At 71.2% G+C, this 26,560-nt stretch carries 29 protein-coding genes and 1 pseudogene; 13 read left to right on the top strand and 17 right to left on the bottom strand.

All coding sequences use genetic code 11. From position 1 onward, the window contains the following. Positions 1 to 314 precede the first annotated feature (314 nt). Positions 315 to 488, top strand: coding sequence for a hypothetical protein (locus ITX44_RS19320; RefSeq protein ID WP_205358518.1), 174 nt, complete (start codon positions 315 to 317; stop codon positions 486 to 488). Positions 489 to 515: 27 nt separating this feature from the next. On the opposite strand, the gene ITX44_RS19315 is transcribed toward ITX44_RS19320, so the two are convergent. From ITX44_RS19315 to ITX44_RS19275, 9 genes are all read right to left on the bottom strand, one after another. After that, the gene (locus ITX44_RS19315) at positions 516 to 1,235 is read right to left on the bottom strand and encodes a hypothetical protein (protein ID WP_205358517.1); all 720 of its coding nucleotides are present in this window, start codon (positions 1,233 to 1,235) and stop codon (positions 516 to 518) included. A 93-nt stretch (positions 1,236 to 1,328) separates the two neighbouring features. Continuing rightward, positions 1,329 to 1,709 (bottom strand): hypothetical protein, encoded by a 381-nt coding sequence (locus ITX44_RS19310; RefSeq protein ID WP_205358516.1) that lies wholly within the window; start codon positions 1,707 to 1,709, stop codon positions 1,329 to 1,331. A gap of 143 nt (positions 1,710 to 1,852) precedes the next feature. After that, the gene (locus ITX44_RS19305) at positions 1,853 to 2,077 is read right to left on the bottom strand and encodes a hypothetical protein (protein ID WP_205358515.1); all 225 of its coding nucleotides are present in this window, start codon (positions 2,075 to 2,077) and stop codon (positions 1,853 to 1,855) included. Positions 2,078 to 2,365: 288 nt separating this feature from the next. Continuing rightward, positions 2,366 to 2,668 carry a helicase associated domain-containing protein gene (locus tag ITX44_RS19300; RefSeq protein WP_205358514.1) on the bottom strand — a complete coding sequence of 101 codons (303 nt, stop codon included), beginning with the start codon at positions 2,666 to 2,668 and terminating at the stop codon, positions 2,366 to 2,368. A 137-nt stretch (positions 2,669 to 2,805) separates the two neighbouring features. Further along, positions 2,806 to 3,453, bottom strand: a complete 648-nt coding sequence (locus tag ITX44_RS19295) for a hypothetical protein (RefSeq protein ID WP_205358513.1) — start codon at positions 3,451 to 3,453, stop codon at positions 2,806 to 2,808. Beyond that, complete coding sequence (locus ITX44_RS19290; RefSeq protein WP_307795363.1) at positions 3,450 to 4,052, bottom strand: RNA polymerase sigma factor; 603 nt, start codon at positions 4,050 to 4,052, stop codon at positions 3,450 to 3,452. The genes ITX44_RS19295 and ITX44_RS19290 overlap by 4 nt, the downstream gene beginning before the upstream one ends. A gap of 393 nt (positions 4,053 to 4,445) precedes the next feature. Then, entirely contained in the window at positions 4,446 to 5,126 is a 681-nt protein-coding gene (locus ITX44_RS19285; protein ID WP_205358512.1) for a class I SAM-dependent methyltransferase, read from the bottom strand. Positions 5,127 to 5,445: 319 nt separating this feature from the next. Beyond that, positions 5,446 to 5,760, bottom strand: coding sequence for a hypothetical protein (locus ITX44_RS19280; RefSeq protein ID WP_205358511.1), 315 nt, complete (start codon positions 5,758 to 5,760; stop codon positions 5,446 to 5,448). 81 nt (positions 5,761 to 5,841) lie between these two features. Then, positions 5,842 to 6,240, bottom strand: a complete 399-nt coding sequence (locus tag ITX44_RS19275; protein ID WP_205358510.1) for a hypothetical protein — start codon at positions 6,238 to 6,240, stop codon at positions 5,842 to 5,844. Between the two features lie 430 nt (positions 6,241 to 6,670). On the opposite strand from ITX44_RS19275, the gene ITX44_RS19270 reads away from it, so the two are divergent. After that, on the top strand, positions 6,671 to 8,509 hold the full coding sequence (locus ITX44_RS19270; protein ID WP_205358509.1) for a WD40 repeat domain-containing serine/threonine protein kinase: 1,839 nt from the start codon (positions 6,671 to 6,673) through the stop codon (positions 8,507 to 8,509). Between the two features lie 379 nt (positions 8,510 to 8,888). Next, positions 8,889 to 9,182 carry a hypothetical protein gene (locus ITX44_RS19265; protein ID WP_205358508.1) on the top strand — a complete coding sequence of 98 codons (294 nt, stop codon included), beginning with the start codon at positions 8,889 to 8,891 and terminating at the stop codon, positions 9,180 to 9,182. Between the two features lie 72 nt (positions 9,183 to 9,254). On the opposite strand, the gene ITX44_RS42675 is transcribed toward ITX44_RS19265, so the two are convergent. Both ITX44_RS42675 and ITX44_RS42670 read right to left on the bottom strand, forming a co-directional pair. Further along, positions 9,255 to 10,130, bottom strand: coding sequence for an Lrp/AsnC family transcriptional regulator (locus ITX44_RS42675; RefSeq protein WP_307795362.1), 876 nt, complete (start codon positions 10,128 to 10,130; stop codon positions 9,255 to 9,257). An 83-nt stretch (positions 10,131 to 10,213) separates the two neighbouring features. Next, positions 10,214 to 10,291 (bottom strand): annotated as a pseudogene (locus ITX44_RS42670) (hypothetical protein); the annotation flags it as partial. Between the two features lie 185 nt (positions 10,292 to 10,476). Between ITX44_RS42670 and ITX44_RS19250 the strand changes: the two are divergent. From ITX44_RS19250 to ITX44_RS19240, 3 genes are all read left to right on the top strand, one after another. Then, positions 10,477 to 11,193, top strand: a complete 717-nt coding sequence (locus ITX44_RS19250) for an SDR family NAD(P)-dependent oxidoreductase (RefSeq protein WP_205358506.1) — start codon at positions 10,477 to 10,479, stop codon at positions 11,191 to 11,193. A 932-nt stretch (positions 11,194 to 12,125) separates the two neighbouring features. Next, on the top strand, positions 12,126 to 12,611 hold the full coding sequence (locus ITX44_RS19245) for a DUF6233 domain-containing protein (protein WP_205358505.1): 486 nt from the start codon (positions 12,126 to 12,128) through the stop codon (positions 12,609 to 12,611). Between the two features lie 71 nt (positions 12,612 to 12,682). Then, entirely contained in the window at positions 12,683 to 13,015 is a 333-nt protein-coding gene (locus ITX44_RS19240) for a Ku protein (RefSeq protein WP_205358504.1), read from the top strand. A 370-nt stretch (positions 13,016 to 13,385) separates the two neighbouring features. On the opposite strand, the gene ITX44_RS19235 is transcribed toward ITX44_RS19240, so the two are convergent. Beyond that, positions 13,386 to 13,934, bottom strand: coding sequence for a hypothetical protein (locus ITX44_RS19235; protein WP_205358503.1), 549 nt, complete (start codon positions 13,932 to 13,934; stop codon positions 13,386 to 13,388). A 466-nt stretch (positions 13,935 to 14,400) separates the two neighbouring features. Between ITX44_RS19235 and ITX44_RS19230 the strand changes: the two genes are divergently transcribed. The 3 genes from ITX44_RS19230 to ITX44_RS19220 all read left to right on the top strand — a co-directional run bounded on the left by ITX44_RS19230 (position 14,401) and on the right by ITX44_RS19220 (position 18,428). After that, on the top strand, positions 14,401 to 15,708 hold the full coding sequence (locus ITX44_RS19230) for a carbohydrate-binding protein (RefSeq protein WP_205358502.1): 1,308 nt from the start codon (positions 14,401 to 14,403) through the stop codon (positions 15,706 to 15,708). 1,057 nt (positions 15,709 to 16,765) lie between these two features. Next, positions 16,766 to 17,524: a hypothetical protein gene (locus tag ITX44_RS19225; protein WP_205358501.1), complete on the top strand. Its 759-nt coding sequence runs from the start codon at positions 16,766 to 16,768 to the stop codon at positions 17,522 to 17,524. 310 nt (positions 17,525 to 17,834) lie between these two features. Beyond that, a complete protein-coding gene (locus ITX44_RS19220) occupies positions 17,835 to 18,428 on the top strand; it encodes a hypothetical protein (RefSeq protein WP_205358500.1) in 594 nt (197 codons plus the stop codon). A gap of 176 nt (positions 18,429 to 18,604) precedes the next feature. Here ITX44_RS19220 and ITX44_RS19215 read toward each other — a convergent pair whose 3' ends face one another. Further along, on the bottom strand, positions 18,605 to 18,781 hold the full coding sequence (locus tag ITX44_RS19215; protein WP_205358499.1) for a hypothetical protein: 177 nt from the start codon (positions 18,779 to 18,781) through the stop codon (positions 18,605 to 18,607). Beyond that, positions 18,778 to 19,668 (bottom strand): hypothetical protein, encoded by an 891-nt coding sequence (locus ITX44_RS19210; RefSeq protein ID WP_205358498.1) that lies wholly within the window; start codon positions 19,666 to 19,668, stop codon positions 18,778 to 18,780. The genes ITX44_RS19215 and ITX44_RS19210 overlap by 4 nt, the downstream gene beginning before the upstream one ends. A gap of 321 nt (positions 19,669 to 19,989) precedes the next feature. Between ITX44_RS19210 and ITX44_RS19205 the strand changes: the two genes are divergently transcribed. Both ITX44_RS19205 and ITX44_RS19200 read left to right on the top strand, forming a co-directional pair. Then, the gene (locus ITX44_RS19205; RefSeq protein WP_205358497.1) at positions 19,990 to 20,967 is read left to right on the top strand and encodes an amino acid ABC transporter permease; all 978 of its coding nucleotides are present in this window, start codon (positions 19,990 to 19,992) and stop codon (positions 20,965 to 20,967) included. Positions 20,968 to 21,069: 102 nt separating this feature from the next. Next, positions 21,070 to 22,119 (top strand): transporter substrate-binding domain-containing protein, encoded by a 1,050-nt coding sequence (locus ITX44_RS19200; protein WP_205358496.1) that lies wholly within the window; start codon positions 21,070 to 21,072, stop codon positions 22,117 to 22,119. Positions 22,120 to 22,704: 585 nt separating this feature from the next. Here ITX44_RS19200 and ITX44_RS19195 read toward each other — a convergent pair. Next, entirely contained in the window at positions 22,705 to 23,046 is a 342-nt protein-coding gene (locus ITX44_RS19195) for a hypothetical protein (RefSeq protein WP_205358495.1), read from the bottom strand. Positions 23,047 to 23,594: 548 nt separating this feature from the next. Between ITX44_RS19195 and ITX44_RS19190 the strand changes: the two genes are divergently transcribed. Beyond that, positions 23,595 to 24,212, top strand: a complete 618-nt coding sequence (locus ITX44_RS19190) for a COG4315 family predicted lipoprotein (RefSeq protein ID WP_236060988.1) — start codon at positions 23,595 to 23,597, stop codon at positions 24,210 to 24,212. Positions 24,213 to 24,355: 143 nt separating this feature from the next. Next, positions 24,356 to 25,474 (top strand): hypothetical protein, encoded by a 1,119-nt coding sequence (locus tag ITX44_RS19185; RefSeq protein ID WP_205358494.1) that lies wholly within the window; start codon positions 24,356 to 24,358, stop codon positions 25,472 to 25,474. Between the two features lie 261 nt (positions 25,475 to 25,735). Here the strand turns inward: ITX44_RS19185 and ITX44_RS19180 are convergent, their stop codons facing one another. Next, positions 25,736 to 26,005 (bottom strand): transposase family protein, encoded by a 270-nt coding sequence (locus ITX44_RS19180; protein ID WP_307795361.1) that lies wholly within the window; start codon positions 26,003 to 26,005, stop codon positions 25,736 to 25,738. 38 nt (positions 26,006 to 26,043) lie between these two features. Next, the gene (locus ITX44_RS19175) at positions 26,044 to 26,538 is read right to left on the bottom strand and encodes a helix-turn-helix domain-containing protein (RefSeq protein WP_205358492.1); all 495 of its coding nucleotides are present in this window, start codon (positions 26,536 to 26,538) and stop codon (positions 26,044 to 26,046) included. Positions 26,539 to 26,560 lie beyond the last annotated feature (22 nt).

Below are 26,560 nucleotides of genomic sequence, written 5' to 3'. Positions count from 1 at the left end.
CGTGGAACAGTTCCACAGCCGATTCGGGTGCAAGCATCCGGGCAACGCCCGGGCGCGGCCGCCGGCTGCACCACCCGGCCGTCCAGCGCCGCAGCCGGCCAATCAGCACCGTGACCTGCGGCAGTGATGTCCGTGGAACACCCGCCGGGTGCAGCGACGGAAGCCGTTCCACCGTGGAATTGAACGGGAATCGAACCGGCATGGAACCGTGAGCGAGGATGCGGGCCGGCCCCAGGACCTGGCCCGCAGGCCGACGGGCCGTGTCCTCACCCGAGCAGCCGACCACCAGGAGCACGGCGTCGCAGGGGCCGGCGGTGACTCGGTCGCGGACGACGTCGGCGAAGGACTGGGAGCCGGCCGACGCGCAGACCGTTTACGCGCACGGGACCCGTACGCACATCCGCCTGGACCCGAACACGCTGCGCCCCGCGCCCTGGAGCGACGAAGCGCGCGTACTCGCCACGAAATTCGCCGGGCCGCTCTCGTGAGGTACGCCAACCGCCGGCGCGTCCTTGTCATGCACGGCCCGGTCGTGCCGGACCGGATCGCCTGAGGCGGCGCCACAGTCGCCGCTGCAGGCCGCGCAGCCATGGGTGGCGGTGGACGGTGAGGTATGTGGTGTGTGCGGACCAGCGCAGCAGGGCTCCGTACTGTGTACGGGCGCTGTCCAGGGACCAGCCCGCCGGCTCGGTCCGCTCGGTGCGCAGGATCACCAAGCGGCTGCGCGTTGACGGCATGGCGTCCCGGAGCAGGGGGTCGTGCGGCGAGTCCTGGTCCCAGCGGCCGGCCGGCCAGCCGGGCCGGTGCGTGGCCCGCCACAACAAGGGGTGGGCGGTGTCGGCGTTCAGTTTCCGTAGCATCGGCTCGGGGTCGGCGTCGGTGCCGAAGTAGGCCTCGGCGTACAGTGAGCCGGTCAGCGCGAGGAGTTCCGTGCCGCGCGGGCCGGACCCGAACATCGGCAGTTTCCTGACCCGGGAGGCGCGGGTGGCGCGGTCCACGTAGCGCCAGCCCACCAGGTGGGCGGACGGTACTGCGGTGGCGAGTTCGTCGATTCGCTCGCGCATATCGGTCCAGGCCCGCTCGCGCGCCAGGCGTGCGCGGCGGGACCTGACGGTCAGGTGCAACCGGGCGTTCGACGGGATGCCGTTGAAGACGGTCGCAGCGGCCTGCCGTACGAACAGGCCGACGATGACCGGCGCCAGGCTTCCGTCCCTCTGTTGCGTGGCTCGTGGCATCGGGTGGCTCCTGTTGCGAACGACGGCAGTCAGCGCGCGGCGTGCGGCCGCCCCGGGGACGGGGCGACCGCACACGGCGTGGCCAGAGGACGGTCACGGGTAGGCGAAGGTGCTCAGGTAATCATCGAGAATTTGCCCGTAGATGTTAGTGCCCTTCTTGTTGGGAAGGAACGACTCGGCCGATGGGCGCAGGAAGTCCAATACGCTGCCCGCCTCACTGGCCCTGGCCGCCATACGGACGCCGATGATCGCCGGGTCGTCACCGCACACTCCGCGCCCTTCGAAGGGGACGGTCGGATCGAGGAACTCCACCAATGTGCCCAGGGGGTTCCCCGGGTACTGAAGGACGTAGTCGCTGAGGGCGTTGTCCAGATCGTAAAGGTCTGGGCCGAATCCGAACTCGGGGCACCAACCGACATCGACCGGTTGCAGCGCAGGATCACGGCCCTCGAACAGCACGTCGTCGACCTCCAAGACCAGTTGGACGAACGCGCCCAAGAAGTCGACGCCGCCCGCGCAGCAAACCGGGAACTCACCCCGCCACCTCAACCGGACACGTTGAACTGCACAGCCCGGGGGGCAACCCACAGCGTCGTGAGGCCGCCGAGCAAGGCGCGTCAGCCTCGGGCCGGGCGAAGGACGAGCAACATCACACACGCGAAGATCGTCAGCATGATTTCGACGGCGACGGCGGACGACCGCCTGCTGATCAGGGACCAGGCCAACGGAATACCGCAGATCAGTCCGACGACAACCGCAGCGTCATCCCAGAGCAGAGCATGGTCGTGAGCGTCGTCGAACCATCCGCCGCTGTGCAGGAGTGCAGTTGTCGCGGCCAGCACAGCCGCAGTCAAGACCCCCTGCAGGACCAAGCCCGTCACAGCCAGACACGACAGCCCGCTATCCCACTGCCTCCGCGTCATCTGATCCCCCTCCTCCTGCCCGCCATCGTGGCGGGCAGGAGGAGAAGGCACATGAGTATCCGTACTCAGACGGCTTCACGGACGGCCAAGGGGCCGTGTGACCTTCCAGGTCACTTCGACGCGAGTTCGGGAGCCACCACCGGGGTGATGCAGACGCGGTGGACGATGCGGGCTGGCCCGACTGTGCTCCAGTGTGCCGGGCTGACGTCAGCAGCCGGGGTTGTGCCGTCCCGTGTCAGCAAGGCGCACGCGGCGCGTACATGGGTGGGACCAGGCTCCAAACAGAGAGCCCGGGTCCGGCCCGGCCTCGCTCGTGCGCCACCAGCGCATGCCCAGCTCGGTCAGCTCCTGGCGCCGCTCGGGGTTGAGTTTGTCGGCCTGCCTGCGGGCGTTGTCCACGAACAGGCCGAGCTTGTGTTCGACCCTGTCCACCATTTCGACGGTCTTCCTGGACGGCTGCAGGTGGCCCTCACGGGCGTGGAACCCCGTGGCCTGTCTCGCCGTCGACACCGGCATTGATTTTTCGGTCGAGGACGCTGTGGCCGGCGCGGTGGGCAGCCTGTGTTGGATCCGCACCCAAGCTGAGCCGGGGGTTCGAGGCGGCGATGCCGGAAGGGGAATGCAGCCGTTCCCGATATCGTCGTGGGTCACTTGCGGCCCTGAGTTGCCAGCCAGTCCGCCTTGCGCCGGGCGGCGCTGCCCGGCGGGTAGGTCGGGGCGGCAGTCGGTTTGGACTCGGCGCCGGGGCACTTGTGGCGGTCGGTGCGCACCTCGGTGAATGCGACGTTGAAGTCGCCGTCCGCTCCGCCATCGCGCTGGACGCCGACGAGGAGTTCGTCGGCCGCCGGGAGGCGGTCCGGGTGCAGCACGATCGAGTGTTTTCGGTTTTCCATGAATCCCGGTGTGTCGTGAGACCCTGTGATGCAGAAGGGGCCGACCTCGGCCACGCTGTTGGGGATGCCTGCGGCCAGCAGTTTGCGGTGCAGGTCCTCGCGGGCGGACACCAACTTCAGACCGGCCATGTCGTGGAGGGTGACCGTGACCGTGCCGCCGCGGCCGACCTCGACCGCGTAGGCCTGGCTCGCCGGGCTGTGGGTGAGGACCGGGAAGATCAGTGCCAAGGCGGTGCCGAACGCGGCAGTCGCGCCCACGGCGGCGGCCGGGCGCTGCCACCTCGCCCGCTGTCGTACTGGTGCCGGCGCCGCTGCGGCGCGTTCGGTGACGACTGCTGTCAGTTCGCCGAGCAACCGCTGCTCGAATCCGCCCAGCTCCTGGGAGTCTGCGCTCTTGGTCATGCCAACTCCTTCGTAGTGGCGATCTCGGGGTACTCGACGGGCCGTACGCCTTGAGGCGTCGGCTCCCGCTGCGAGGCGCGCATCGTCCGTCGGGCACGGTGCAGCCGGACCCGCGCCGCCGCGCTGGATATGCCGAGGGCGGCCGCCGCTTGGGTGACGCTCAGGCCGTCGACAGCAATCAGTTCCAGGACCGCCCGCTCTCCGTCGGGCAGCCCAGCGAGGGTCGAATACAGTTGGCGGGCTTGGCGTTCGGCATCGATGCGCTCTTCCAGCCGCAGCAGGTCGTCGTCCTCCAGCATGCGACGGCCGGATATCGACGCCCGTGCGCCGCGCTCGCGCTCCTCCTGCCGCCAGTGCGCAGACGTCACGTTGCGCGCGATGCCGTAAAGCCACGCACCCACTCCGTGCTGGGCGCCGCGGTAGGACTCGGCGCTGCTGACGGCCTGCAGGAACACCTCGGCGGTCAGGTCCACGACCTTGTGCGGGTCGCTCACCCGCCGCGCGACGAAGCGCGTCACCTGCTCGACATGCGCCCGGTAGACCTCTTCAAGCGCCGCGGGATCTCGCCCTATCCGGCGCACAAGCTCGATGTCGCTCACTGACCACTCCGTATCTGGAAGCCGGCATCCGTCCTTGCCCCACATCACTTAGTGGGCCGCCGCGGGCAAAGCGTTACCGAACCCCGGAGTTCAATCACCTTGAGGCGGCCGCCGGTGCGCAGGCGCAACTGCGCCCGATATCGCCTTGTCCATCCCCCTTGACCACACGGACTGCCCAATTCCCCGCCCTTCCAGGGAATCGTTGTCAAACTTCGTTGAGACTGATCAAACTTCGATGAGACGGAGCATCTGCTGAATGTCCCTTCACGTTTGTGGTTGCGTGGGGGCCGGGCCCTGACCTGGGTGATGCAGGAAAGGGTTGGTCTGTGCGGGCCTGTACGGGTCGGTTTGACCTTGCGTTTTCGAGGGTGCCGCGAGCCCAGGAGGCATCTCTCAAGCGGCTCGCACAGGTCCGGCCGGGCTGTGCAGGGCGGGAGCGTCGTAGACCAGGCTGTACCGCCAGAACAGGCGACGCCGGATCCGGGCGCCGGGCAGTTCCTGCGCGGCCGCGGCCCGGATATCGCCCAGGGTCTCCTGCGGATCGGCGGTAGGCGCCGTCATGTGCAAGGGCAGCGCAGCGGCGCGGGCCGGATGTCTGACCAGCCCCATGACCGGATTCAAGAGCACGGACAGCAAGGAGACGAGCAGATCGACACACCCGGTCTCCCGGTAGCAGCCGACGACCACAAGGCGGCCGCCCGGAGCCAGACAGCCGCGCAGCTCCCGCAAGGTGGGCACCAGCGGCAGGTGGTGCAGGACAGCGACCAGAGTGATGGCGTCGAAGCGCCGCTGCGGGTCGCGCCCGGCGAAGCCGGCTTCGACGATGGTGACCACGGGGTCGTCGGCGAAGCGATCCGCTGCGGCGCGGGCCATCCGGGGGTCGGGGTCGAGCCCGGTGACAGTGACAGCCCGGCGGCGCAGAAGCGCGGCAAGATTCCCCGCGCCGCACCCGACGTCCAAGACGTGGCGGGCCCCGGACCCGGCGACCCGGCCGGCGATCCAGGGGCCGTAGTGGTCGTTGTGACTCCACGGGTGCCGCCGATTGAGACGGTGGAGGTAAGAACGCAGCGCCATGGCGCCACGGTAGACAGCAGCGGCACCCCACCGGCGCACGGGCACCGCCGTCTCCGCTCCCGAGCCCGCAGCCATGTGCAAGATCCAACCGGACCGTGCAGCCTCAGATGCAAAGTCACGTTGGAAACTGCAAGGTTCACCGCAACAGGACACTGAAGACCTGGACGAGCCTTGACAGCCGCACTACGCTCCAGGCCCTCCCCCGAGCGAACGCGAGACTGGAGCGCACCCCCTCACTTCGTGGGCTGCCGCACTGTCACGGCGGTGACATATCCGGCCTCAGCCACTGTCGCCAGGGTGGGATGTGCGGGCCTGGGGTTCACCGTTCGTCGTCGGTCGCGGCTTCGTCCCACAGTCGGGCGAGCTTCTTCATCTTCCTCTTCCGCTTCTCGAACCACTGCGCCCGCTCCCACTGCTCATCCAGTAGCTGCTGCTCGGCTGCCTCGCGGCGCTGTTTCTCGGCTTCGGCGGCACGCTGGCACTGTTTGCGGCGCTGGCGGTACTCGGCTGCCGTGTGGGTGTCGGTGAGCGCCTGGAGCAGCGGCTCGGGTTCCTGGCCGCGCTCCTGTGCGACGCGGAACCACACCGGCCCCATCGGGCCGTGCTGCTGCAGGCGATCCAGGGTCGTCATCACCAGCGGGACCTTGGCCGTGAAGTCGAGGTAGAAGTCGGCGTCGGCGTCGGTCGATCCGTAGCTGTCGTCGGTGTGCGGGAGTCAGCCCATGCCCTCGTCCCGGATGAGCCAGCGCCCCTGCTGGTGCACCAGCAGGTAGGTCCAGTCGTGCCGTCCGGGGCGCATGGAGGGGTCATCGGTCCACCAGTGCTGGTGGAGGTCGAAGGCCACCGCGACGTGCACCCCGCCGCCATCGGGGACCGGCGGGGAGACCTTCAGGGCCTTCATGCCGGAGGTGTCGGCCAGCCACGCCCCGGTCACCGGCCGGTGACCCGCGGTCGACAAGGCCCGTGCCGTGGCGCCGTCGTGCGCATCCAGCGCTCGCATGTACGCCCGTACCACATCATCGGGCCCGGCACCCGCCGACGGCACCGGCACCTCGTACCTCGGCGTGGTCTCCCACCACCAGCCCCCGCCCGCCACAGCCACTACCGCCGCCACCCCCGACACCGTGACTTTCCACCGTCTCCGCACGCCCAGCCCCTCCCCCTCCCCACGCTTGTCCCCGGCCGGCGGTGCCATCCCACCCGACCACCGGCCCCCACCAAACGACGCACAAGACCCCCACCCGGTTCACCCCCACAACAACCACCCACCGTTGGCCGTGGACGAGGTCGACGGCGTGCGGTACCGGCTGGGGCAGTGCGCAGACAACGCCCACAGGCGGCCCGACAAGCTCATCCCCGAGCCGCGCGCGGAACTCGACGCGCTCGGCATGCGGTGCGGGTGCGGGCGAGGGTGGTGGCCCTGATGAAGGCCCGGGACACCGCTGAGTGTCCGTCGTGCGGGACGCGGTGGACGCCGGGGGTGGAGCATCCGGCGGCCGCGGAGGGTAGTGACGTGCTCGGGCCCCGTACCGGAGAATCGCCAGATGGAGAACGGGGATGTGCTGGCCGGGCGGTACCGGCTCGAACGGGTGCTGGGCCGCGGTGGCATGGGTGCGGTGTGGCTGGGGCGGGACGAGACGGTGCTGGACCGCGCTGTGGCGGTCAAGGTGCTGCACGAGACGTCGGCCGACCCGACAACGGTGCGCAGGTTCCAGAAGGAGGCGGCGACGCTCGCGGGTCTACAGCACCCGGGCATCACCGTCGTGCACGACGCCGGCAGCCACGAGGGGCACCTTTTCTTGGTGATGGAGTTGCTGCACGGCGCCGACCTGGCCCGCTTGGTGGCCCGGCACCCACAGGGGCTGCCGCTCGACACGATGGTCGGCCTGTCGCGGCAGACCGCAGAGGCCCTGGCCGCCGCGCACGGCCGGGGTGTCATCCACCGGGACCTGAAACCGGCGAACCTCTTCCTCCAGGACGACGGCCGGGTCAAGATCTGCGACTTCGGCATCGCCCGCAGCACCGACACGACCTCCACCCTGACCGAAAGTGGCCGGGTCGTCGGCACGCCCGCGTACATGTCGCCCGAGCAGTGCCAGGACCTGCCGCTGGACACCCGCAGCGACATGTACGCGCTCGGCTGCGGCATGTACGAACTCCTCACCGGGGAGCCGCCGTTCGCCCCGCGCCAGCCGCTGTACGCGCTGCTGCGGCAGCACGCGGAGATGCCCGCGCCACCTGTGGCCGACCGGCGCCCCGATGTCCCGAACCGGCTGGCCGACCTGGTCGCCTCGCTGCTCGCCAAGAGCCCCCGGGACCGACCGGACGCCGACGCGCTCACCGCGCCCCCGGACTCCGCGCCGCCCGCCCGCGGCCCGCTCGCGACCACCCGCCGCGACGTGCCCACCGCCCTCCGCGAGCCGCACCCCGCCCCGCGGCCGAGCCGTTTCACGCTGCGCACGTCGCTGCCCGTCCCCGGCGGCGTACGGGCGCTGGCCCTTGATCCCGACGGCCGCGTTCTGGCTGGTGCCGGGCAGGGCGTACGACTGTGGGACACCGGAACCGGCGAGCAGCGCAGTGAGATGGCCGACTGGCACGGCAAGCGGCTGTCGAACATGAGCGCGGTGGCATTCAGCGCGAACGGCCAACTGCTGGCGGCAACCCGCACGGACAAGCTGATCAGGCTGTGGAACACGCACACCGGTGAGCCGGAGCGCGAGCTGAAGCACGGCGGACCGCTGACCAGCCTGCACACCGTCGCCTTCAGCCCCGACGGGCGACTGCTCGCTTCCGGCGGCTCCGGCCCGGTCAGGCTGTGGAACGTGCGTTCCGGCGCACTCCACCAGACCCTCCGTAGCGGCTCCAACGGCGTCAACCACCTGGTCTTCAGCCCCAACGGCAAGACACTGGCTGGCGTCTCCGACGAGCACGTCTTCGCCTGGGACACCGCCACCGGCGAGCGGCTCTTCTCCTTGATGTCCCCGCGGTCCCCCTTCCGCTCCTTGGCCTTCAGCCCGGACGGGGGCACGCTCGCCAGCGTCGGCGTCGAGCAGTTCCACCTGCGCGACGCCGTCTCCGGCAAACGTCACCGGACCTTCGCCGGCCTCACCGGCGCGCACGGTGCGAAATACCAGGGCGCGCTGTCGATCGTGGCATGTGTCGCCTTCAGCCCGGACGGCACCCTGCTGGCCAGCGGCGGCAACGACAGGGTAGTCCGCCTCTGGGACCCGGCCACCGGCGCGGAGGTCGCCGCCCTGACCGGCACCCACACGGCCACGGTCTCCGGACTGGCTTTCACCCCCGATGGCCGCACCCTGGCCAGCGCGGCCGGCATATGGCCCGAGTCCTCCGGCGAGATCTGCCTGTGGACGGTCGCCCCATGAACCCGGACCGCGCCTGGAGTGCTTGTTGCACTTTGCCCGCCGCGCTGACCTGCACGGACACCGCCTCTCGCCGTGCGCATGTACTTTGCCGTGCCGCAGCAGTGCACTTCCCGTGCCGCTCGCCGACGCCACCCCACGGCTGTTCCACGGCGCCCGATATCGCCTTGTCCATCCCCTTGGCCACCCTGATTGCCCAATTCCCCGCCCTTCCATGGCATTCCACACCCTTACGCCCCTGTTCGGGCGCGTGCGGAACGGGCGGCCGGTGCAGTGCCCGGTCGACGCTCACCCCGCCGCTTACCGGCATTCCACGGCTGTGACCTGCGGTAGTGATGTCCGTGGAACACCCGCCGGGTGCGGCGGCGGGTGGTCTTCCGCCATGGAATCGAACAGAGAATCGAACCAGCCTGGAGCCGGGGACACCTTCGCCCAAGGCGGACTCACCTTCCACGTCGACGCGACCGGCGCCGTCAACGGCACCGCGCGGGTCACCGTCACCCTGACGAACCCCTCCGGCACCAACACCACGCTGCCGACCCAGCAGGGCACCGCTGCCGTCCCGACCAACTGGACCGCCGGCTCCCGCTACCAGTGGCTGCCGCCCGGCCCGCAGTACACCACGACCGCTTCGTTCTCCACCCACGCCAGCACATCCGCAACCGCCACGTCGTGACCGGCCTCGATCACCGCTCGGGTCGCGTCATCCCCCAGCGCCCAGCCGAGCGGCTGGTGGCGGCTGAGCCTGTCAGCGTCGCGCGCGAGCGCTGGACGGCTCGACGAGGCGACCGTCGCAGAGCCGGGTGCCGGCCTGCTTGACGTGCTTCAGCACGGGTGAGACCTCCATGCTCTGCAGTCCGGTCAGGGATCCGATGCGATCCGAAGTGAACTCGAACAGTTCGTCCAGGTCCCGGCAGTGTGCGACGGCGTGGATGTTCCAGGGCCCGGAGATGGCCGCGGTGAAGGCGATCTCGGGTTCCTGCGCGAGCGTGCGGCCCGCGCTCTTCACCGCCGACGGGTGCACGCGAAGCCAGAGGTTCGCGCGGGCGTGATAGCCCAGGGCTGCGGCGGCGGTCTCGACGTCGATGTGGACGACGCGGTGCTGGAGCAGAGCATCAAGGCGCCGCGAGACGCGTCCCGGAGTGAGGCCGGCGGCCGCGGCGAGATCGACGAGACTGGCGCGGCCGTCTGCAGCGAGCGCGTCGAGCATCTTCTCGTCCTCGGGGGTGAGGCGCAGGGGCTCGCGAGTGACGACCGGAGACTCGGTGAAAGGGGGCCCGCCGCTCCCCAGCGCTGCCTCCTCCTTCGGGGACAGTGTGCCCTGCAGGGCGGACCAGTAGTGGCCGCGGCCTCCGAGGAACTGGCGGAGCATGGCGAAGGCGTTGATGTCGATCACCGCCGCAGTGCGGGGAAGGCGCTGCCCCAGGAGGTCCTCGCGTTGTTCCCGCGTCCGGGATTGCGTCGCGCAGGTGATCTCGCAGCCCGCCGCGCTCAGGGCCACCCAGTTGACGTCGTCACGCTTGGCGAGCGCGTCGGCGAGTGCCGCGCCGCTGCCCGGGCGGCAGCGCAGTCGCACCAGCCACCTGCTCTGTCCCAGGGCGCCCGGGTTGACCACACCGGCCACGCGGATGACTCCGTCGGCGCGCAGACGGCGATACCGACGGTGACGGCGCCCTCGGTCAGGCCGAGGACGGTCGCGATCGCGGCGAACGAAGCCCGCGGAGCGATCTGCAGCGCCCGGATGATTCGTACATCGTCAGGCTGTACCGAAGCGGATTCCGTCATGAGTGCCCTTGCCATGTCGGCAATCGTACAAACGGGCGCTCGTGGCTCGCCTGCGATGCGGTGCGGACGAAACACTTGAAGCGCACGGGCTGGGGGGGTCAGAACAGCGGGCACCGTCTCTGCCGGTCCCGGGGCCTCGACAATGCCCGAACGGTACAACGCTCGAAGAACGGAGATGACGCCGGATGTCATCGGCTGGGACTGAACAGCACTCACCGACCGCTCTCATCGTCGGGGCCTCGCGCGGCCTCGGCCACGCGATGGCGGCGGAGTTCCTCGACAGGGGCTGGAACGTCGTCGGCACCGTTCGCGACACCACTGCCCGAACGCCGCTGCACGATCTCGCGGACCACGCCGACGGGCGGGTGACCATCGAGCATCTCGACATCAACGACCCCGGCCAACTGCCCCCGCTGCACGAACGTCTGGCGCACCGCCGACTCGACGTGCTCTTCGTCAATGCGGGCACCACCAACAATGAGCAGACGCCCATAGGCGCGGTTGCGACAGCCGACTTCATCGACGTGATGCTCACCAACGCGCTCAGCCCCATGCGCGTCATCGAAGCCCTCGAAGACCTGGTGTCACCGGCGGGACTCATCGGGGCGATGTCCTCCGGACAGGGCAGCATCACCAACAACACGACCGGAGGCCGCGAGGTCTACCGAGGGAGCAAAGCAGCCCTGAACATGTTCCTGCGGAGCTTCGCGGCCCGGCAAGGTGAGACGCAGCGCGCCTTCGTACTCATGGCACCGGGCTGGATACGTACCGCCCTGGGTGGTCCGGATGCGCCGTTCACCATCGAGGAGACCGTCCCGTTGCTGGTGGACGTCCTGCTCTCCCAACTGGGCACGCCCGGCCTGGCGTATCTGGACCGCTTCGGCCAGACCGTCCCTTGGTAAACCCTGCGGCCCCACCCCAGCACTCATCAAAAGGCGGGCCACCTTAATGCCCCGCAGCGTGCCGCAGGTGACCCGCGGTACGCCGGCTGCTGCGTACTGCGGGCGCTCAGCCGAAGACGATCTGGCGTAGCGTCCTGGTCAGGTGCTCGGTGAGCCGCTCGGCGGACATGGTGGCCAGCGGCTCGCCCGTCCCGACCACGCGCCACCGGGGTAGGCAGCAACAGCCCTTCCGCCCACGGCACCACCGCACCAGGCCGGCCCGGCAGACCCGGGTCGCTGCAGACCCAGTGGCGCGTCCTCGGGGCGGGCCGGCGCTCGCCCAGCAGGGGGCCCGATTCCTCTGCCGACGGGGGTTCCAATCAGCCTTCCCGTTAGAGCAGAAGCCCCCTCGTGTCGCGTTGCCGCAGGCCGGACGCTCCTTGGCGGTGCCGGCGCACCCCGCAACTCATGGGCCCGGGAACCCAGCCGCGGACTTCGAGATGGGTGAGGGCAGCCCGCATGCACCGTACACAGTCGCCCTCGCGAGCAACCGGCCCGAACCGCCCGCCACCTGCGGCACGCGGTTGCACCAGGGCGTCGCCTCCAAGCACGCACCGAAACGGCCCCCGACACGACACCGGAAACGACGCCCCGCGCGCCACCGAGCCACCCGCGAGCCACCACCGCGCGCCCGGGCCGCTCCGTGGAACAGGTCCACGACGCCTGAAAGACCCCGTTCCACACCCTCTCATGGCATTCCACACCGATTCGGGTGCAAGCATCCGGGCAACGCCCGGGCGCGGCCGCCGGCTGCACCACCCGGCCGTCCAGCGCCGCAGCCGGCCAATCAGCACCGTGACCTGCGGCAGTGATCCCGTGAAACACGACCCGGCCTGTTCCCCGCTCCCGTTCCACCGCAGAATCAAACAGGAAAGCGAATTAGGTTTGTGAGGGTGAGCGAGGGTGCCAAGGACGACGGGCTGCCGCTGGCCGACGGGCCGCTGGTGCGCGTGGAACTCCATGACGGCCAAGCCCTGTTCGCCGTGGTCAAACGCCGGCGGAAGGAAGCCGACGGCACCTGGTGGTACGACCTGCAGATCCACCTCCCGGCCGCCACCCAGACTTTCGGCCGCCTCACCGACGAACCCGCACCCGTCGACTTCCGCGCGCCGGCCGAACGGTGCGAGCCGATCCAGGGACAGGCGTACGACACCGTGCCCACCGAACGGCACGGCGTCACCCCGGCCTGGGTGGTGGAGGAGCCGGTGTACTACGGCGTCGACACCGGACCCGCCCGCATCGTCCACCGCGGCGGATGCGGCGCCTGCCGCGACCGGGCCCGCCCCGCCACCACCGACCAGGCCCGCACCCTCCTGCACCGCCCCGACACCGCACCGTGCCAGATCTGCCGCCCCGACCGACCGCTCAAGGCCGCGTAGACCGCCCTCGGGCCCGGCCCTGCGGAGCAGCCACCGCGCGGCTGCGTCAGGCCGGGCGCAGGGTGGGAAACATGCGCGCGCTGTGGTCAGGTCACGTCACCTGCTCCCTGGTCACCGTGCCGGTACGCCCGCACGCCGCGACGCACGACCCGCGCCCGCAGCTGCACCAGGTCCACGCCGCCGACGGGGCCCGGATCCGGCGCCGCGGGGTGTGCGAGGCAGAAGCCCGCGAAGTCCCCGAAGCCGAGATCGCACGCAGCTGGCGGGCACCGGACGGACGAGTGATCCTGCTGCGCGACGAGGACCTGGACCACCTGCCCCTGGCCACCCGCAAGACCATCGACATCCTCGGCTCTGAGATCCGTTCCAGGCCCGGCAGATGCGGCAGCCTCGAACTTCCTTGAAGCAAGCTGCCCGACGTTCCTGCAGGGCACTCGAGCAAGCGGTGCGCAACGTAAGCAGCGGTGCTGGAGCCGATCCAAAGTCGGCATCGCCAGCGGGATCCGGCCGGTGAAGTCGAGGTAGAAGTCGCCGTCCTCGCGCGGACCGTACCCGGAAGAGGTGTAGACGTACCCCGTCCTGAGCTGCGGTGCCCAGTGCTCCCGGGACAGGCCGGCCACGGCGCGGATCCGGTTGGCCAGCGCGGCCGGGCCCGCCCCGGTCAGCACGATCGCTGGCGGCGGCAGGCCGGCGCGCCGGTAGAGCGTCGCCAGTACAGCACGGCGTCGTGGTCCCGCTCCAGGCCCCGGGCGAAGACCACACGGGCTCTTGGCCTCAGGGCAGCGTGACCTCGGGAGAGAACGTCGAGGAGGCAAAGGGGCTCTTCCAGTTCGAGAGTCCCCAAACCGTCTGCCCGCTTGCGCCCTGCTTGGTCGGCCCGAAGCACACGTAACTGCCGTAGGTCAGGGTGCCCGCGCACTCGCGCTGATCGATGCTGGTGTTGTTCAGCATGTCCTGGGAAGTAGCGTCGGCCCACTGCGTTGAATGGACCGTGAGCACGACAACCGACTGGAAGTAGTCACCGGTTACCGCGACGCACGAGTTGGTGTAGACGCCGCCGGGCCAGGGCTGCGTACCACCGCAGGTCCAGTTCGGCTGGTTCCCGTTGTATGCCCACCACGGAACGGTGGTGTCGGCGTTCGCTGATCCGGTGAAGCCGAGCCCCAGCCCCACCGCCGCACTCGCGGCAACCGCCAGCCGAGCGATTCGACGTACCATCATGCCCCCTGCTTCGCTTCTGTGATGTTTGCCGCGCTCGGCAAACGGGTCGGCCTCGGCCTCAAGCCATTGCCCCCGACCGCCCGGCCGTGACGCTACGGTCACCGGTCCCTGAACCGTCCTAGATTCGTCCTACCGCCAGGTCAGCCAGTGGACCGGCACTGGTCCTGATGCGCCGGGAGCACGGTCGGAAACAGCGCGGACAAGCCGGCGGCCAACGCTCGCCCCGCGAAGCAGTTCCACACTCCCCACGGCCACCTCCAGGTCCCGCGCAAACACGTCGAAGAAGTCGCCGACGTTCCCCACAAGCTCGGCACACCTTCGTCGACAACGCCAGGCGCCGCGCCGACAAGCTGACCGCGGAGCGGCGCCAGGAGCTGACAGAGCTGGAGATGCGCCGGTAGGCGCGGAAGCCTTGACCGGCTCGCTCACCACTCCTATAACTTGGTCTGGACCAATCGGCTAACTGGTCAAGACCACTCCGTTCCCCCACATACACAGCGGGGGCCTTGCCGTCCACGGCCCTGCGAGGGCCGCGACGGCAGGCGCTCCGCTCACCCCTGGAGGGTCCATGCGAGTCGGACAACTGATTCTGCGCAAAGCTCTGGTCGCCGGCTCGGCGCTCGGGCTGACAGTCGGCGGCGTGGCCTTCGCCGTGGCCTCGGCGCCCACCGCCCAGGCGGCCGCCACCTGCGCCTCGGCGTGGAGTTCCGGCACCGTCTACACCGCCGGCCAGCAGGCGAGTGAGAACGGGACCAACTACACCGCCAACTACTGGACCCAGGGCAACGACCCGGCGACCAGCAACGGCGGAAGCGGCTCCGGACAGCCGTGGACGTCCAACGGCGCGTGTGCCGGCGGAACCGGCGGAACCGGCGGGACGGGCGGAGGCGGCGGAACGGGCGGGACGGGCGGAGGCGGGACGGGTTCGGCCAGCGGCCTGCTCTTCAGCCCGTACAAAGACGTCACCATCAACATGAACTGGAACACCTACCAGATGCAGTCGGCCGCGGCCGGCTCCGTCCAGCCGGTGGTGGGCTCCGGCAGCCTGGTGTCGCAGCACCTCCCGAAGCTGCCCGCCCTCACCGTCGCGTTCGCCACCGGCGCCTGCGGCAGCGAGAACTGGGGCGGCGTGTCCGGCGCCAACTGGGCCGCCGAGAACGTGCCGCAGCTCCACGCCGCCAACCTGAACTACGTCGTGTCCACCGGCGGTGCGGCCGGCACCTTCACCTGCGGCTCGACGGCGGGCATGGAGTCGTTCATCGCCCGCTACGCCAGCCCGAACCTGGTCGGCGTCGACTTCGACATCGAGGGCGGCCAGTCCGCGTCGGACATCCAGAGCCTGGTCAACGCGGCGGCCGGGGCGCAGGCGCAGTACCCGAACCTGCAGTTCTCGTTCACCCTCGCCACGCTGGGGGCGTCCGACGGCAGCTACGGCGGCGTGAACTCGCTCGGCAACACGGTCGTCAGGGCGGTGCTCGGCTCGAGCCTGAAGAAGTACGTCATCAACCTGATGACCATGGACTACGGCAACGCGTCCAGCGGCGTGTGCGTCGTCACCTCCGGCAGCTGCCAGATGGCGCAGTCGGCGATCCAGGCAGTGAAGAACCTGGAGCACACCTACGGGGTCCCGGCGAGCAAGATCGCCGTCACTCCGATGATCGGCATGAACGACGCGACCAGCGAGACCTTCACCGTCGCGGACGTGAGCACGCTGACGTCGTACGCGGTCAGCAACGGCCTGGCCGGGCTGCACTACTGGTCGCTGGACCGCGACACGCCCTGCTCCGCCTCCTACGCCTCGCCCACGTGCAACTCGGTCCCCAGCACCACGCCGCTCCAGTACACCAACAAGTTCCTGAGCACCCTCGGGTACTGACTTTCCACAAGCTCCCGGAGATTGAACGAGCCGGCAGGGGACGGGTCGCGCACGGACGATCGTGCACGACCCGTCCTCTTCGCTCCGCACGACGGCGTCGGCGAACCTGACGCGAGGCCACTTCCCAGAACCACGAACTCCGGCGGGCGTGTTCGCCGGGACGGACCGCCCCGAGGCCGACCGCCTCCACGGCCAGGAGCGTCGCGAGGGCGAGGAAGCTCCAGAGGGAGCTCGCCGACCTTCGTCAATACCGCCGCTGGCTCAATGGGCGGCGTGCTGGCGCTGACTGTCTCCCCGGCCCAGTTGCGCGTCCGGCGAGCACTGTGACCTGCGGTAGTGATGCCCGCGGAACACCCGCCGGGTGCAGCAGCGGAAGCTGTTCCACCGCGGAACCGAACGGGGTGTCGAACCGGCGTGGAGCCGTGAGCGAGGACGCGGGCCGGCCGCAGGATGTGCCGCAGGCCGACGGGCCGCCGGTACGGGTGGAACTCCATGACGGGACGGTTCGCCAGCGGGAGGCCGGCCGCGCGTCCGCGCGGTCGCCGCACCCCTGCGGAGCGACCGCACGGCGCTCCTGGGCGAAGCTCACCCCGGCCACCTCCGGCAAGCCGGTCTCCCGGGCATACCGGCCACCGGATTCGCGCCGGTACCGGTGAACCGACCCGTCCCCGAACGCCCCCGGGCCCCGCTCGGGCCGCCTGGCCTCAGCCACCCCGGAAAGTGAGGAAAAGATGGCCTCTTCCTGCTTCAGGAACAGGAAGAGGTGTCGGTGTTCCGGGACCCGTTGCACCCGGAGCTGACCTGCGGAAACAAGCACCGCAGCCAAGAGGAGGGCAAACCCGCCGCGCGGCCCCCGGCGACACGCCCGGCGAACCCTCGGGGAGAACGCCGGGGGATGCCTTCGGCAAACCCTGCCGCGAAGCCCGGGGCGAAACCCGAAACCGGCAGCCCCGGCCTTCCCGCCGGGCCGGTTGGCCTGCGCCGCCGACCTACGGTGCAAGCAGGTTGCACCGCAGGCCACACCTGCCGCCGCCCGGGGCGGGGTGATGATGGAGGTGTGGACGCCTCGCCGGCTCCGGCCGGTGCGGTGGCGGCCCGGCGCCTGACCGAGCAGCTGCGCGCGGCGATGACGGGTGCCCACCGTGCGCTCGCGCAGCTGGCCGAACGGACCCGCGCCGTATACGAAAACCGGGTCTGGGCAGCGCTGGGCTACAGCGGCTGGGGCGCCTACGCCGAAGGCGAACTCGGCATCAGCCGCGCCCAGGCCTACCGGCTGCTGAACATCGCCGACACCCTCCACGCCCTCAGCCGCGCCGTCGCCCCGCGGCGGGCGGGTACGCCGACGGTATGCGCGTACGGCCCCGACGGCTGTTCCCGATCGCCCATCAGCGGGCATTGTGCCTCACCCTCCTGTGCCAGCCGCTTTGTCGCAGGACTGCTGAAAACTGCAGGGCCGACTCTCCCACCGGCGACGCCGGGGCGCGCACGCGCCGCGCCCCGGCCTTGCGGCGCCGCGATGAGCGGACCTTTGAGTAGCCGACTACTCACGACAGGTCACCCCGCCGCGGCTAGCTTGGTGCACGTGTCCGGCCCCCGGCCACCCTGGAATTCCTCGTGGAGGTGCACCATCAAACGGAAGCGCCTGGCCGCCCTGGCGGCCGCTCCCGTCGCGCTGCTCGTCGGATCAGCAGTCTCCTCCGCGTCGACCGCGGGCGCCTCACCCGTGAAGGTACAGGCGCAGGCGAAGGCACCGGCTGTGGCGCCCGCCGCGGCCGGTGCCGCGGCCAAGTCCGCCTGCAATGCGCCGAGCAGTTGAACGTGCGTTTCCGGTATGCCGGTTCCGGGTTCCGGCGCCGATCTCCCGAGGACTCCGCGGCGGCGGCACCGAGGCGCCGGACAGCGACGGCTCCCGTCTCCCCGAAGCCCCCTGTGTGTCACCCGCGTACCCACCGCACCGCCCGCCGGTTCCGGCCCGCCACCACCCGCGGCACGGACCGGCCGGGCGGCGGAAGCAACCCCTCGGCCCACCGTTGCGGGCACGGCTGCGCCCGCACCCGGCAGAACCCGCACGACCGCACGCCCGTCAGGAGCTCCCATCCGGCTCCCATCCAGCGAGGAGGAATCCGTTGAAGCAACCGCACCAGCCCGGAAGCGAACCGGACGGACACAGTGTGGCGTCCCCGGGGCGGCGGGCGTTCTTCACGAGGGCTGCGGGGGTGACGGCGGGGCTGATCGGCCTCGCCGTCGCCGTCCCCGGCCGGGCGCACGCGAGCCCCGCCGCCCCGGCGGCGGGAACCGCCCAGAGCGACTGGTGGTTCTGCCAGAAGTGCTACACCATGTTCTTCCACGGCTACGCGGACAACGGCCGCTGCCCGGCCGGCGGCGCGCACAGCCCCCAGGGGTACAACTTCATCCTCCCCTACGGCGGAGCGGCGACCCCGACCGCCCAGTCCTACTGGCGGTTCTGCCCGAAGTGCTACTCCATGCACTTCGAGTACTACGGCCCCGGCCCGTGTCCGGCGGGCGGCGGACACATCGAGCAGGGCTTCGTCTTCGTCCTGCCGCACGACATCCCGGCCACCCTGACGAGCCAGAGCGACTGGCGCTTCTGCCAGAAGTGCTTCGTGATGTTCTTCTACGGCTACGCCGACAACGGTCACTGCGCCGCGGGCGGCGCGCACAGCGCGCAGGGCTTCGACTTCGTCCTCCCGCACGCCTGACCGCCGCCTGCGCCCGGCTCGGGTCCCACCCGGGCCGCTGCCGGACGCCCGCGCCCCGTGACCAGGGGCGCGGGCGCTTCGCAGGGGAGGGAGCCAGGCGGTGAAGGTGCAGTGGGGGGTGGCCCGCTGCCCCACAGCACCGCCGACGGGGCCCGGGCGCAGTTCATGGGCACCGGCTACGACCTGTCGGGCGTGGTCCGCGCGGTCGCGTACTTCGGCGTCGGCCGGCGGTACGGCTTCGACGGGCAGACCTCGCCGGGTGCGCCGACCGCCCTGCCCAGCAACGGCTGGTGCGTCAACTCGCTGCTGAGCGCGTACCCGCAGGGCCGGGCCGCGCGCTGCGCGATGCTCACCGCGGGGGCGTCGGCCGCTGGGTCAGGGACGAAAGCGCCCCAGGAACCGGTTCGCCTTGCGCGGCTTCGGCTTCAGCGGCTTCCTGCGCGGCGTGCGCGGCCTTCTCCGCCTCACGCCGCAGCCGAGCGGCCTCCGCCTTCGCGGCCTTGCGGACCTGCTCCGCCTCGATCGCCGACTCCTTGCAGTCCCCGCACAGCTTCGGATGGCTGTCGGCGTCGTCCCACCCGCGCTTGTTGACCTCTTCCCGCCGCTGGTCGGTGAACTTCTCCCCGCAGCTGCTGCAGCGGGGCCGGCGCGCTTCACGCGCCCGGGTCTGCTCCGCCTGGTACTCGGCTTCCTCGCGGGCTCGTTGCTCGCGGCGGCGGGCGTCGGCGGCGTCCTTGCGGGGGTTGCCGACCGCGTCGTGAAGCGGCTGGAGGCCTGGGCGGCCGAAGCGCCAGAAGGCCCGGCCCGCGGGTCCTCGCTCGCGCAGCAGGTCCAAGGTGGTCCCCACCAGCGGGATGCGCCCGTCGTAGGTGCTGTGGTCGTCGTGGTCGACGCCCGCCCAGTGCTGGACGGTGCGCTGCGCGATCTGCCGCGTCGTGGCGTCGGGGTTGCGGGGGCCGACGGGGTTGAAGACCAGCAGCACCGGCGGCAGGCTCCGCTCCCCGTAGGGGTCGGGCGGGGCGCTCCAGCGCTGCCGCCACATCGCAATGCTCTGGCCGTCGGTCCTGGCGGTGCGGGCGAAGAACCTCGCGTAGCGGTCGACCTTGTCCGCCAGGACGGCGGCTTCCTCGAAGCAGTTGTCGACCTCCACGAACAGCAGCGGCACCCCGGCCCCGGATGCGGTCACCACGATGTCGGCCTGGACGCCGCCCTTGCCCGGTGTGGTCCAGGTGCCGGTCACCGGCAGCGGCACCTCGGTGAAGTACGAGCGCGGCCGGGAGGCTGGTGAGCAGCTTGGCACCGACAGGAAGGCGGCCGGCGGATACAACAGACGGATCGGCCGGATACTCAACTGACCAGCTCGCGTGTGCCATGCAGAGACACTGCCCAGCACGAGCACCGACGCTGGACCGACGATCCGGCGTTCCACACCGCCCTACGCCCTGGTCGTGCATGGTCGCGTTCGTGGCGCCCCGAGAGGGGACCACCGTCCCGTCTTCACGCTCGGCAGGGCAATTTCGCGTATTGCGGCGCGCAGTCCGGTGCCACCACGATCACCCGCATGACGCGACCCGCCGCCCCTGTCCCCGGTCCGCCGCTGCCGACACCGGACCGGCGGCCCCGGGTCTCGCCGGGTATCCGCGTGGTGCCGCAGCGGCACCCCTGGCGCTGGGCCGCGGCGAGCGCCGTGCTGGTCGTGTGCGCCCAGGCCGCGCACGGCCTGGTCACCAACCCCTTCTTCCAGTGGCACCGGTTCGGCTACTGGTTCGCCCGCCCGGTCGTCCTGCACGGGCTCCTCCTCACCCTGAGGATCACCGCCCTCAGCGCGCTGCTCGGGCTCGCCGGCGGCGTCCTGCTGGCCGCGGCCCGGCTCTCTCCCAACCCGGCGCTGCGGATCGCGAGCTGGGGCTACGTGTGGCTGCTGCGTTCCGTCCCGCTGATCGTGCTCCTGCTGTTCCTGTACAACTTCAGCGCCCTCTACCCCACCCTCAGCATCGGCGTCCCGTTCGGCCCCGGCCTCTTCCGCACCGGCGAGGCGCAACTGGCCACCGGCACCACCGTCGCGGTCGTCGGCCTCAGCCTCAACGAGGCCGCCTACGCCGCCGAGGTCGTCCGCGGCGGGCTGCTCTCCGTGGACCGCGGCCAGTACGAGGCCGCCGCCGCGCTGGGCATGGGCCGCCACCGCCGGTTCACCCGGATCGTCCTCCCCCAGGCCCTGCGGGTCATCGTGCCCGCCTACGTCAACCAGCTCATCAACCTGGTCAAGGCCACCTCGCTGGTCTTCTACGTCTCCCTGCTCGACCTCTTCGGCACCGTGGAGACGCTCGGCAGCACCTATCCGGGCGACATCGTGCCCCTGCTGCTCACCGCCACCGTCTGGTACGTGATCCTCACCGCGGTCGTCTCCGCGCTCCAGTACGGCGCCGAGCGCCACTACTCCCGTGGCACCGGCCGCACGGTACCGCCGCCCCCGCTGCACCGCGCCCGCGCGGCGCTGGCCGCCCTGCGGGCCCGTGCCGCGCTGGAGACCGCCCGCTGACCGAACCCCCGCGGGCGGGCCGTTCCCCGGGAACGGCCCGCCGGCACACCGCACCGCCGGGACCACCACCGGCACCCCCATGGCGACCAACAGGAGACCACCATGCCCCGCACCCCTGCCCGGGTCCGCACCCGTCACAGATCCGTCCTGCGGCCGGCCGCCATCACCGCCCTCTGCGTCCTGGCCGTCGGCCTGTCGGCGTGCGGCGGTGGCGGTGGCGGAGGCGGAGGGAAGGCGGAAAAGACGCCGGTCTCCGGCGGCAGCACCGTCATGATCGGCGCCGCGTCCAACGGCGCCGCCAGCCCGGCCTCGCTGGAGGTCGCCGAGGTGGCCCGGATCAGGGCCGAACTGCCGGCCCGGGTACGCGACAGCGGGCAGCTCACCATCGGTGTCGGCTACCTTCCCGCCGGGGCCGCCCCGATCGCCTTCCTGGGCAGCGACCAGAAGACCCTCACCGGCGCCGAACCCGACCTCGGCCGGCTGGTGGCTGCGGTCCTCGGACTGCGGCCCGTCCTGCAGGGCGTCACCTTCCAGAACCTCTTCGTGGGCATCGACAGCGGCCGCACCGACGTCGCGTTCTCCAACGTCACCGACACCGAGGAGCGCAAGCAGAAGTACGACTTCGCCTCCTACCGGGAGGACAACCTCGCCATCGAAGTGCGCAAGAACGACCCTCTGGTCTTCCGCGGCGACTACCACGCCCTGGCCGGCCGGACCGTGGCCGTGCGCGCGGGCACCAACCTGCAGAGGATCGCCCTGGACTGGCAGACCCGGCTCAAGGCCGAGGGCAAGACACTCACCGTCAAGTACTTCCAGGACCCGAACAGCACCTACCTGGCGCTGTCCGCCGGCCGGGTCGACGCCTACCTGGAGTCGAACCCCGCGATCGCTTACCACGTGGCGAAGACCGCCGGCACCCCGCAAGCCACCCGGGTCGCAGGGGTGTTCTCCGGGGCCGGTCCGCAGTTGCAGGGACTGATCTGCGCGACCACGAAGAAGGACGACGGCCTGGTGAAGCCGCTCGCCGACGCGATCAACCGGCTCGTCCAGGACGGGACCTACGCACGCTGGCTGGCCGCCTGGCACTTGGAGAAGGAAGCCGTGCCCGCATCGCGGATCAACCCGCCGGGGCTCCCGCCGTCCGCCTCCTGACCACCGGCCGCGGGCCCGGCGTGACGGCGCGTGCGGCAGCCGGCGCGGGGCCTCGCGGCGGTGGCCGGCGAAGGTGCGGAACCGGACCGGACCGCGAGGGTGGGGACCTGCCGCAGACCGACGGGCCTCTGGTGAAGGTCACGCTGCACGATGGCCAGCAGCTCTACGCCGTCGTCAAAGGCCGGCGCCGCGGGGGGACGACGCATCGTGGTCGTATCTGCTGCAGATCCACCTCCAAACCGCCACCGAGACCCGCGGCCGCCTGGTGAACGAACCGCCCCTCCACCGCGGCAGGGCGTTGCGCGCCGATCCCGGTCGAGGCGTACGACCAGGTGCCCACTGAACGCGCCGGCGCCACCCGGCCTGGAAGATCGAGGAACCCGTCTGCTTCGGCACCGGGCGCGGCCCGGCCCGCATCGTCGACCGCGGCACCCACCCCGCCGCCACCGAACAGGCCCGCACCGCCCTCGATCGGCCCGACACCGCCCCTGCCGTATCGGCCGGCCCGACCGGCCCCTGCGCGCCGCCGCGTAGGCCTGCCCGACGCCGTCGCCCACGCGGCAGGCCTGCTCCGGCAGCCGTCCGTCACTCCGGGAGTTCGCCCTCTTCGACCATGCGGAGCAGCTGCTCGCGGACCTCAGCCAGTCTCACCGGATCGTCCGCGACCTCCGCCGTCACCACCACCCAGCCCATGCCGGCGTCCCCCTCCACGACCCCCACGACCCGGTCGTCCGTACGCCCGGTCGCCGCCATCGCCACGACCGTCGCGAACTCCTGGCGCACTTCGTCGGTGAACAGCTCTTCGTTGACTTCGTAGCCCGTCCCGTCGAAGCCGGCCTCCGAGGCCTCTTTCATCCCCTTCAGCGCATCCGCCAGGGCACCGAACTTGTCCGGCTCCATACGCAGCCGCAGCGTCTCCAGGTACATCGCGCTCACCGACCCGCGTCCGGCCCCTCCGCGCTGTCCTCATCGCTCATCCGCCCACCCTTCCTCCAGCGCCGCGGCACGTCCAGACCATGCGCTCACCGAACCTCGCCGGTGAGCGCCTGTCAGTCGGGCCCCGGGCCCGGCGTGGCGTCCGTCCGGGGGCCGAGGGCCGGACGGTCACCGAGAAGACCCCGTGGTCCTGACCGCCGGTCGCCGCCGCACCCGCACCGCCGCCCTCGCGCCGCGCCGTGTACCCACGAAGGTTCCCCTTTTCTTTCCGTTCTCCGGCGCCCCCGTCCGGTGGCGCTCGACCCCGCTCACGGCCCCCGCGCCCCATGGCTCAACCCGCACCGGTCTTTTTCTGCACGCCCCAGCCTCCGTGTCACGGTCGGCCCCTTACGCACGGAACGCCTGGAATATTCACGCTTCCCCCGTGACACCCGTCTCCGAACGGAGATGAGACGAACCCGCCGCAGCCGCGTACTGAGGGGAGAGGGCGCCCCACCCCAACGACTCAGATGCAGGACGCATACGAACCGAGGTCCCAGATGACCATCCGCTCCACACTGAAGAAGAGCAGTTTCGGCCTCTCCCTGGCCGCGGTCGCCGCCCTCGCCGCCGCCTGCGGCAGCTCCCACAGCTCCGGCTCGGACACCGCGAGCAGCGCCCCCGCCCAGGCCGCGCCCTCGCAGAGCGCCGCCGCCACCCCGGGCACCACCGGCGCGTCCGCCGGCACCGTCGAGCTCAAGACCATGAGCGGCCCGCTCGGCACCTTCCTCACCGACGGCAGCGGCAAGACGCTGTACGACTTCGGCTCGGACACCGCCACGATGTCCACCTGCAACGGCGCCTGCGCCAAGGCGTGGCCCCCGCTCACCGCGGCGAACGGCATGCCGAAGGCCGTCTCCGGCCTCGACACGAGCAAGATCACCACTTTCAAGCGCTCCGACGGCACGATGCAGGTCGCCTACAACGGCCACCCGCTGTACTACTTCGTGCAGGACACCAAGGCCGGCGACACCAACGGCCAGGGCAGCAGCGCGTTCGGCGCCCCGTGGTACGTGGTCTCGCCCGGCGGCGCCTCGATCACCAAGGCCGCGCCCGCCGCGGGCAGCGGCACCAGCTCCTCCGGCAGCGGCTCCGACGCCGGCGGCGGCTGGTCGTGACGGTCGGCCCGGCCACCGACGTCCCGGGCCCGGGATCCCCCCTTCCGGGCCCGGGACCGGCCGGGGCCGCACCCCCCGGCCCCCGCGCCCGCCCCGGGCCCGGCACGGGCGGCCGCAGTATCGGACTCTGGCCGTTCCTGGGCGTGGTCGTCACCTCCCTCGGCGGCCCGCTCGCCCTGGCCGCCCTCTACGCCCCGACGATCGCCGCCGACGCGACCGGCTCCCTCGGCCTCGACATCCTCGCCGCCACCGTGGTCTTCGGCTTCCCGCTGGCGATCTGGATCGGCTACGCGCAGCACATCAACACCGCCGGGGGCCTCTACGCCTTCGTGGAGGCCGCGGCCGGGCGGACGGCCGCCCGCGTGCAGGCGGGGCTGTGGATCCTCAGCTACCTGCTGTACCTGCTCTACACGACGGCCTCGGTGGTGTACGACACCCTGCCCGCGGTCTTCCCGGGCGTGCGCCCGTACCAGCCCGCGCTGGAGATCGCGATCCCGGTCGCGCTCGCCGCCGTGATGCTCGCCGGCCGGACGGCCGCCCTCGCGGCGACCGGCGTGCTGGCCGTCGGCCAGCTGGCGCTGGTCGGCGTGGTGGCGGGCGTCGGGCTCGGCCACGGCGCGCCCGCGCACTCCTTCGGCACCTCGGCGCCGGCGGGCGACCTCACCACCTCCGTCGGCCAGACCGCCCTGCTCTACGTGTGCGGCAGCCTTCCCCTCTTCCTCGGCGGGGAGGTCGCGCGCCCCGCCCGGACGGTCCCGCGCGGGCTGATCTGGGGGACGCTGCTCGTCGCCGCGGGCGTCACCGTCGCCGCCGTGCCGATCACCGCGAACCCCGCATTCGCGCAGGCCCCGATCCCGGGCATGTCCCTGGTCGAGGTGTTCGCCGGCCACCGGCTCGCGGTCGTGGTCGGGGCGGGCGTCGCGGTGAGCGTCGTCGGCGTGATGCTCGTGGAGTACCTGGCGCTCAGCCGCCTGGTCCACGCGCTGACGCGCGCTCCCGTCCGTACGGTGATCGCCTGGATCGCGGTCGCCCTGGTGGGCGTGGCCCCGCTCAGCCTGGTCGACCCCGACGCGTTCTACGACGCGCTCATCAAGCCGTCGCTGTTCGCCCTGTGGCTCAGCCAGTTGGTGGTCTTCGCGGTCTACCCCCGGTTCGCCGTCCGCAAGGGCACGCACCCGGTGGTCGCGTGGGGTCTCGGCGCCGTCGCCTCCGCGTTCGCCCTGTACGGCTTGTGGGCCACCTGGCACCACGCGGTCAGTTGACCAACGTGATCGGTTGGCCGTCCAGTCGGGGACGGCCGGGTACCGCTGCTGCGGCGCGGGGCAGGCGGTGGGGAACTCGCCGTACTCAACTTCGGCCTGGACAAGGGATGCGGCGCTGTCACCGGGGTCTTTTCCCGCAGCTGCGCAGCTGCGGGAGAAGGCCTCTCAGGACGCCCTGGCGGTACTCGGCGTGGGCGTGCTCGACGCAAATCCGGCGGGAGGACTGGCGGCGTTTGTACTCGCGCCAGCCGTACTTCTCGGTCAGTGCCGCGGTCTCGGCGTCAAGGTTCTTCGGTTTGGGGGCGGGGCCGAGACCTGGCCGGGGAATGCGTTCGCGAGGCCCCGGTAGCCGTCGTCGACCTCGGCTGCGACGTCCGGGTGCATGCGGAACTGCTCGGCAATGCCCTCGGTGCGCGCGCAGGTCTGGTCATGCGTCCGGCCCGGGCGCACCGCTCCGGACCACAGGGTCCGGCCCTGCCCATCGCTGATCGTGGTCGTCTTGACCGTATTCTGCTTACGCTTGCCCGACACGAACGCACGTCGTCCGGGCCGGTGTGCTTTGGGGCGCCTCACCTGGGTTTCACCCCGTCGATCCGAAGGGTCACCCCCTCGGCCTCGGCGTAGGCGAACACATCCTCCAATGTGCGCAGCCGCAGCCCGGGGCGCTGCGGCACCGCGAACCCGCGGGCCGCGAGTAGCGGCCTCACCTCTGCCACCGCCCGGCCGATTGTCGACTTGCCCACCTGGTAGATGACGCCCAGTGCCTCATAGGTGAGCCCGGTCCGCAAGTGCACCAGCGTGGCCAGCAGCCGGTCGGTAAACACCAGCTCGTACTTCGGCCCGGCCCCTGCCTCACGTCGGCGCGAGCCCTGACGCCGGTCATGACGTTCGGACTCGCAGCGGGCCCCCCGGCGCGCAGCGAGCTCCGCAACCAGCTCGCCCAACAGCCACTCCGACACACCGCAGAACGCGGGGTGCGCCATCACCGCACAGATCTGACGAGACATCACAACCTGGATAACTCGCACGGCCACCCCGATGTCCCCGACGGTGACGAAGATCATCAATCGAGGAAGAGCCCGTAAA

Source organism: Actinacidiphila acididurans, from assembly GCF_016918855.1.
In the GTDB taxonomy this organism is placed as follows: Bacteria; Actinomycetota; Actinomycetes; order Streptomycetales; family Streptomycetaceae; genus Actinacidiphila; species Actinacidiphila acididurans.
This window is presented reverse-complemented; position numbering and strand designations above follow the sequence as displayed.

Coding starts and splice junctions, on each gene's coding strand:
- ITX44_RS19315 (WP_205358517.1), bottom strand. CDS start 1,235: ATGCCACGAGCCACGCAACAGAGGGACGGAAGCCTGGCGCCGGTCATC.
- ITX44_RS19295 (WP_205358513.1), bottom strand. CDS start 3,453: ATGACCAAGAGCGCAGACTCCCAGGAGCTGGGCGGATTCGAGCAGCGG.
- ITX44_RS19285 (WP_205358512.1), bottom strand. CDS start 5,126: ATGGCGCTGCGTTCTTACCTCCACCGTCTCAATCGGCGGCACCCGTGG.
- ITX44_RS19270 (WP_205358509.1), top strand. CDS start 6,671: ATGGAGAACGGGGATGTGCTGGCCGGGCGGTACCGGCTCGAACGGGTG.
- ITX44_RS19265 (WP_205358508.1), top strand. CDS start 8,889: ATGGAATCGAACAGAGAATCGAACCAGCCTGGAGCCGGGGACACCTTC.
- ITX44_RS19250 (WP_205358506.1), top strand. CDS start 10,477: ATGTCATCGGCTGGGACTGAACAGCACTCACCGACCGCTCTCATCGTC.
- ITX44_RS19240 (WP_205358504.1), top strand. CDS start 12,683: ATGCGCGCGCTGTGGTCAGGTCACGTCACCTGCTCCCTGGTCACCGTG.
- ITX44_RS19230 (WP_205358502.1), top strand. CDS start 14,401: ATGCGAGTCGGACAACTGATTCTGCGCAAAGCTCTGGTCGCCGGCTCG.
- ITX44_RS19205 (WP_205358497.1), top strand. CDS start 19,990: ATGACGCGACCCGCCGCCCCTGTCCCCGGTCCGCCGCTGCCGACACCG.
- ITX44_RS19200 (WP_205358496.1), top strand. CDS start 21,070: ATGCCCCGCACCCCTGCCCGGGTCCGCACCCGTCACAGATCCGTCCTG.
- ITX44_RS19195 (WP_205358495.1), bottom strand. CDS start 23,046: ATGTACCTGGAGACGCTGCGGCTGCGTATGGAGCCGGACAAGTTCGGT.
- ITX44_RS19190 (WP_236060988.1), top strand. CDS start 23,595: ATGACCATCCGCTCCACACTGAAGAAGAGCAGTTTCGGCCTCTCCCTG.
- ITX44_RS19175 (WP_205358492.1), bottom strand. CDS start 26,538: ATGATCTTCGTCACCGTCGGGGACATCGGGGTGGCCGTGCGAGTTATC.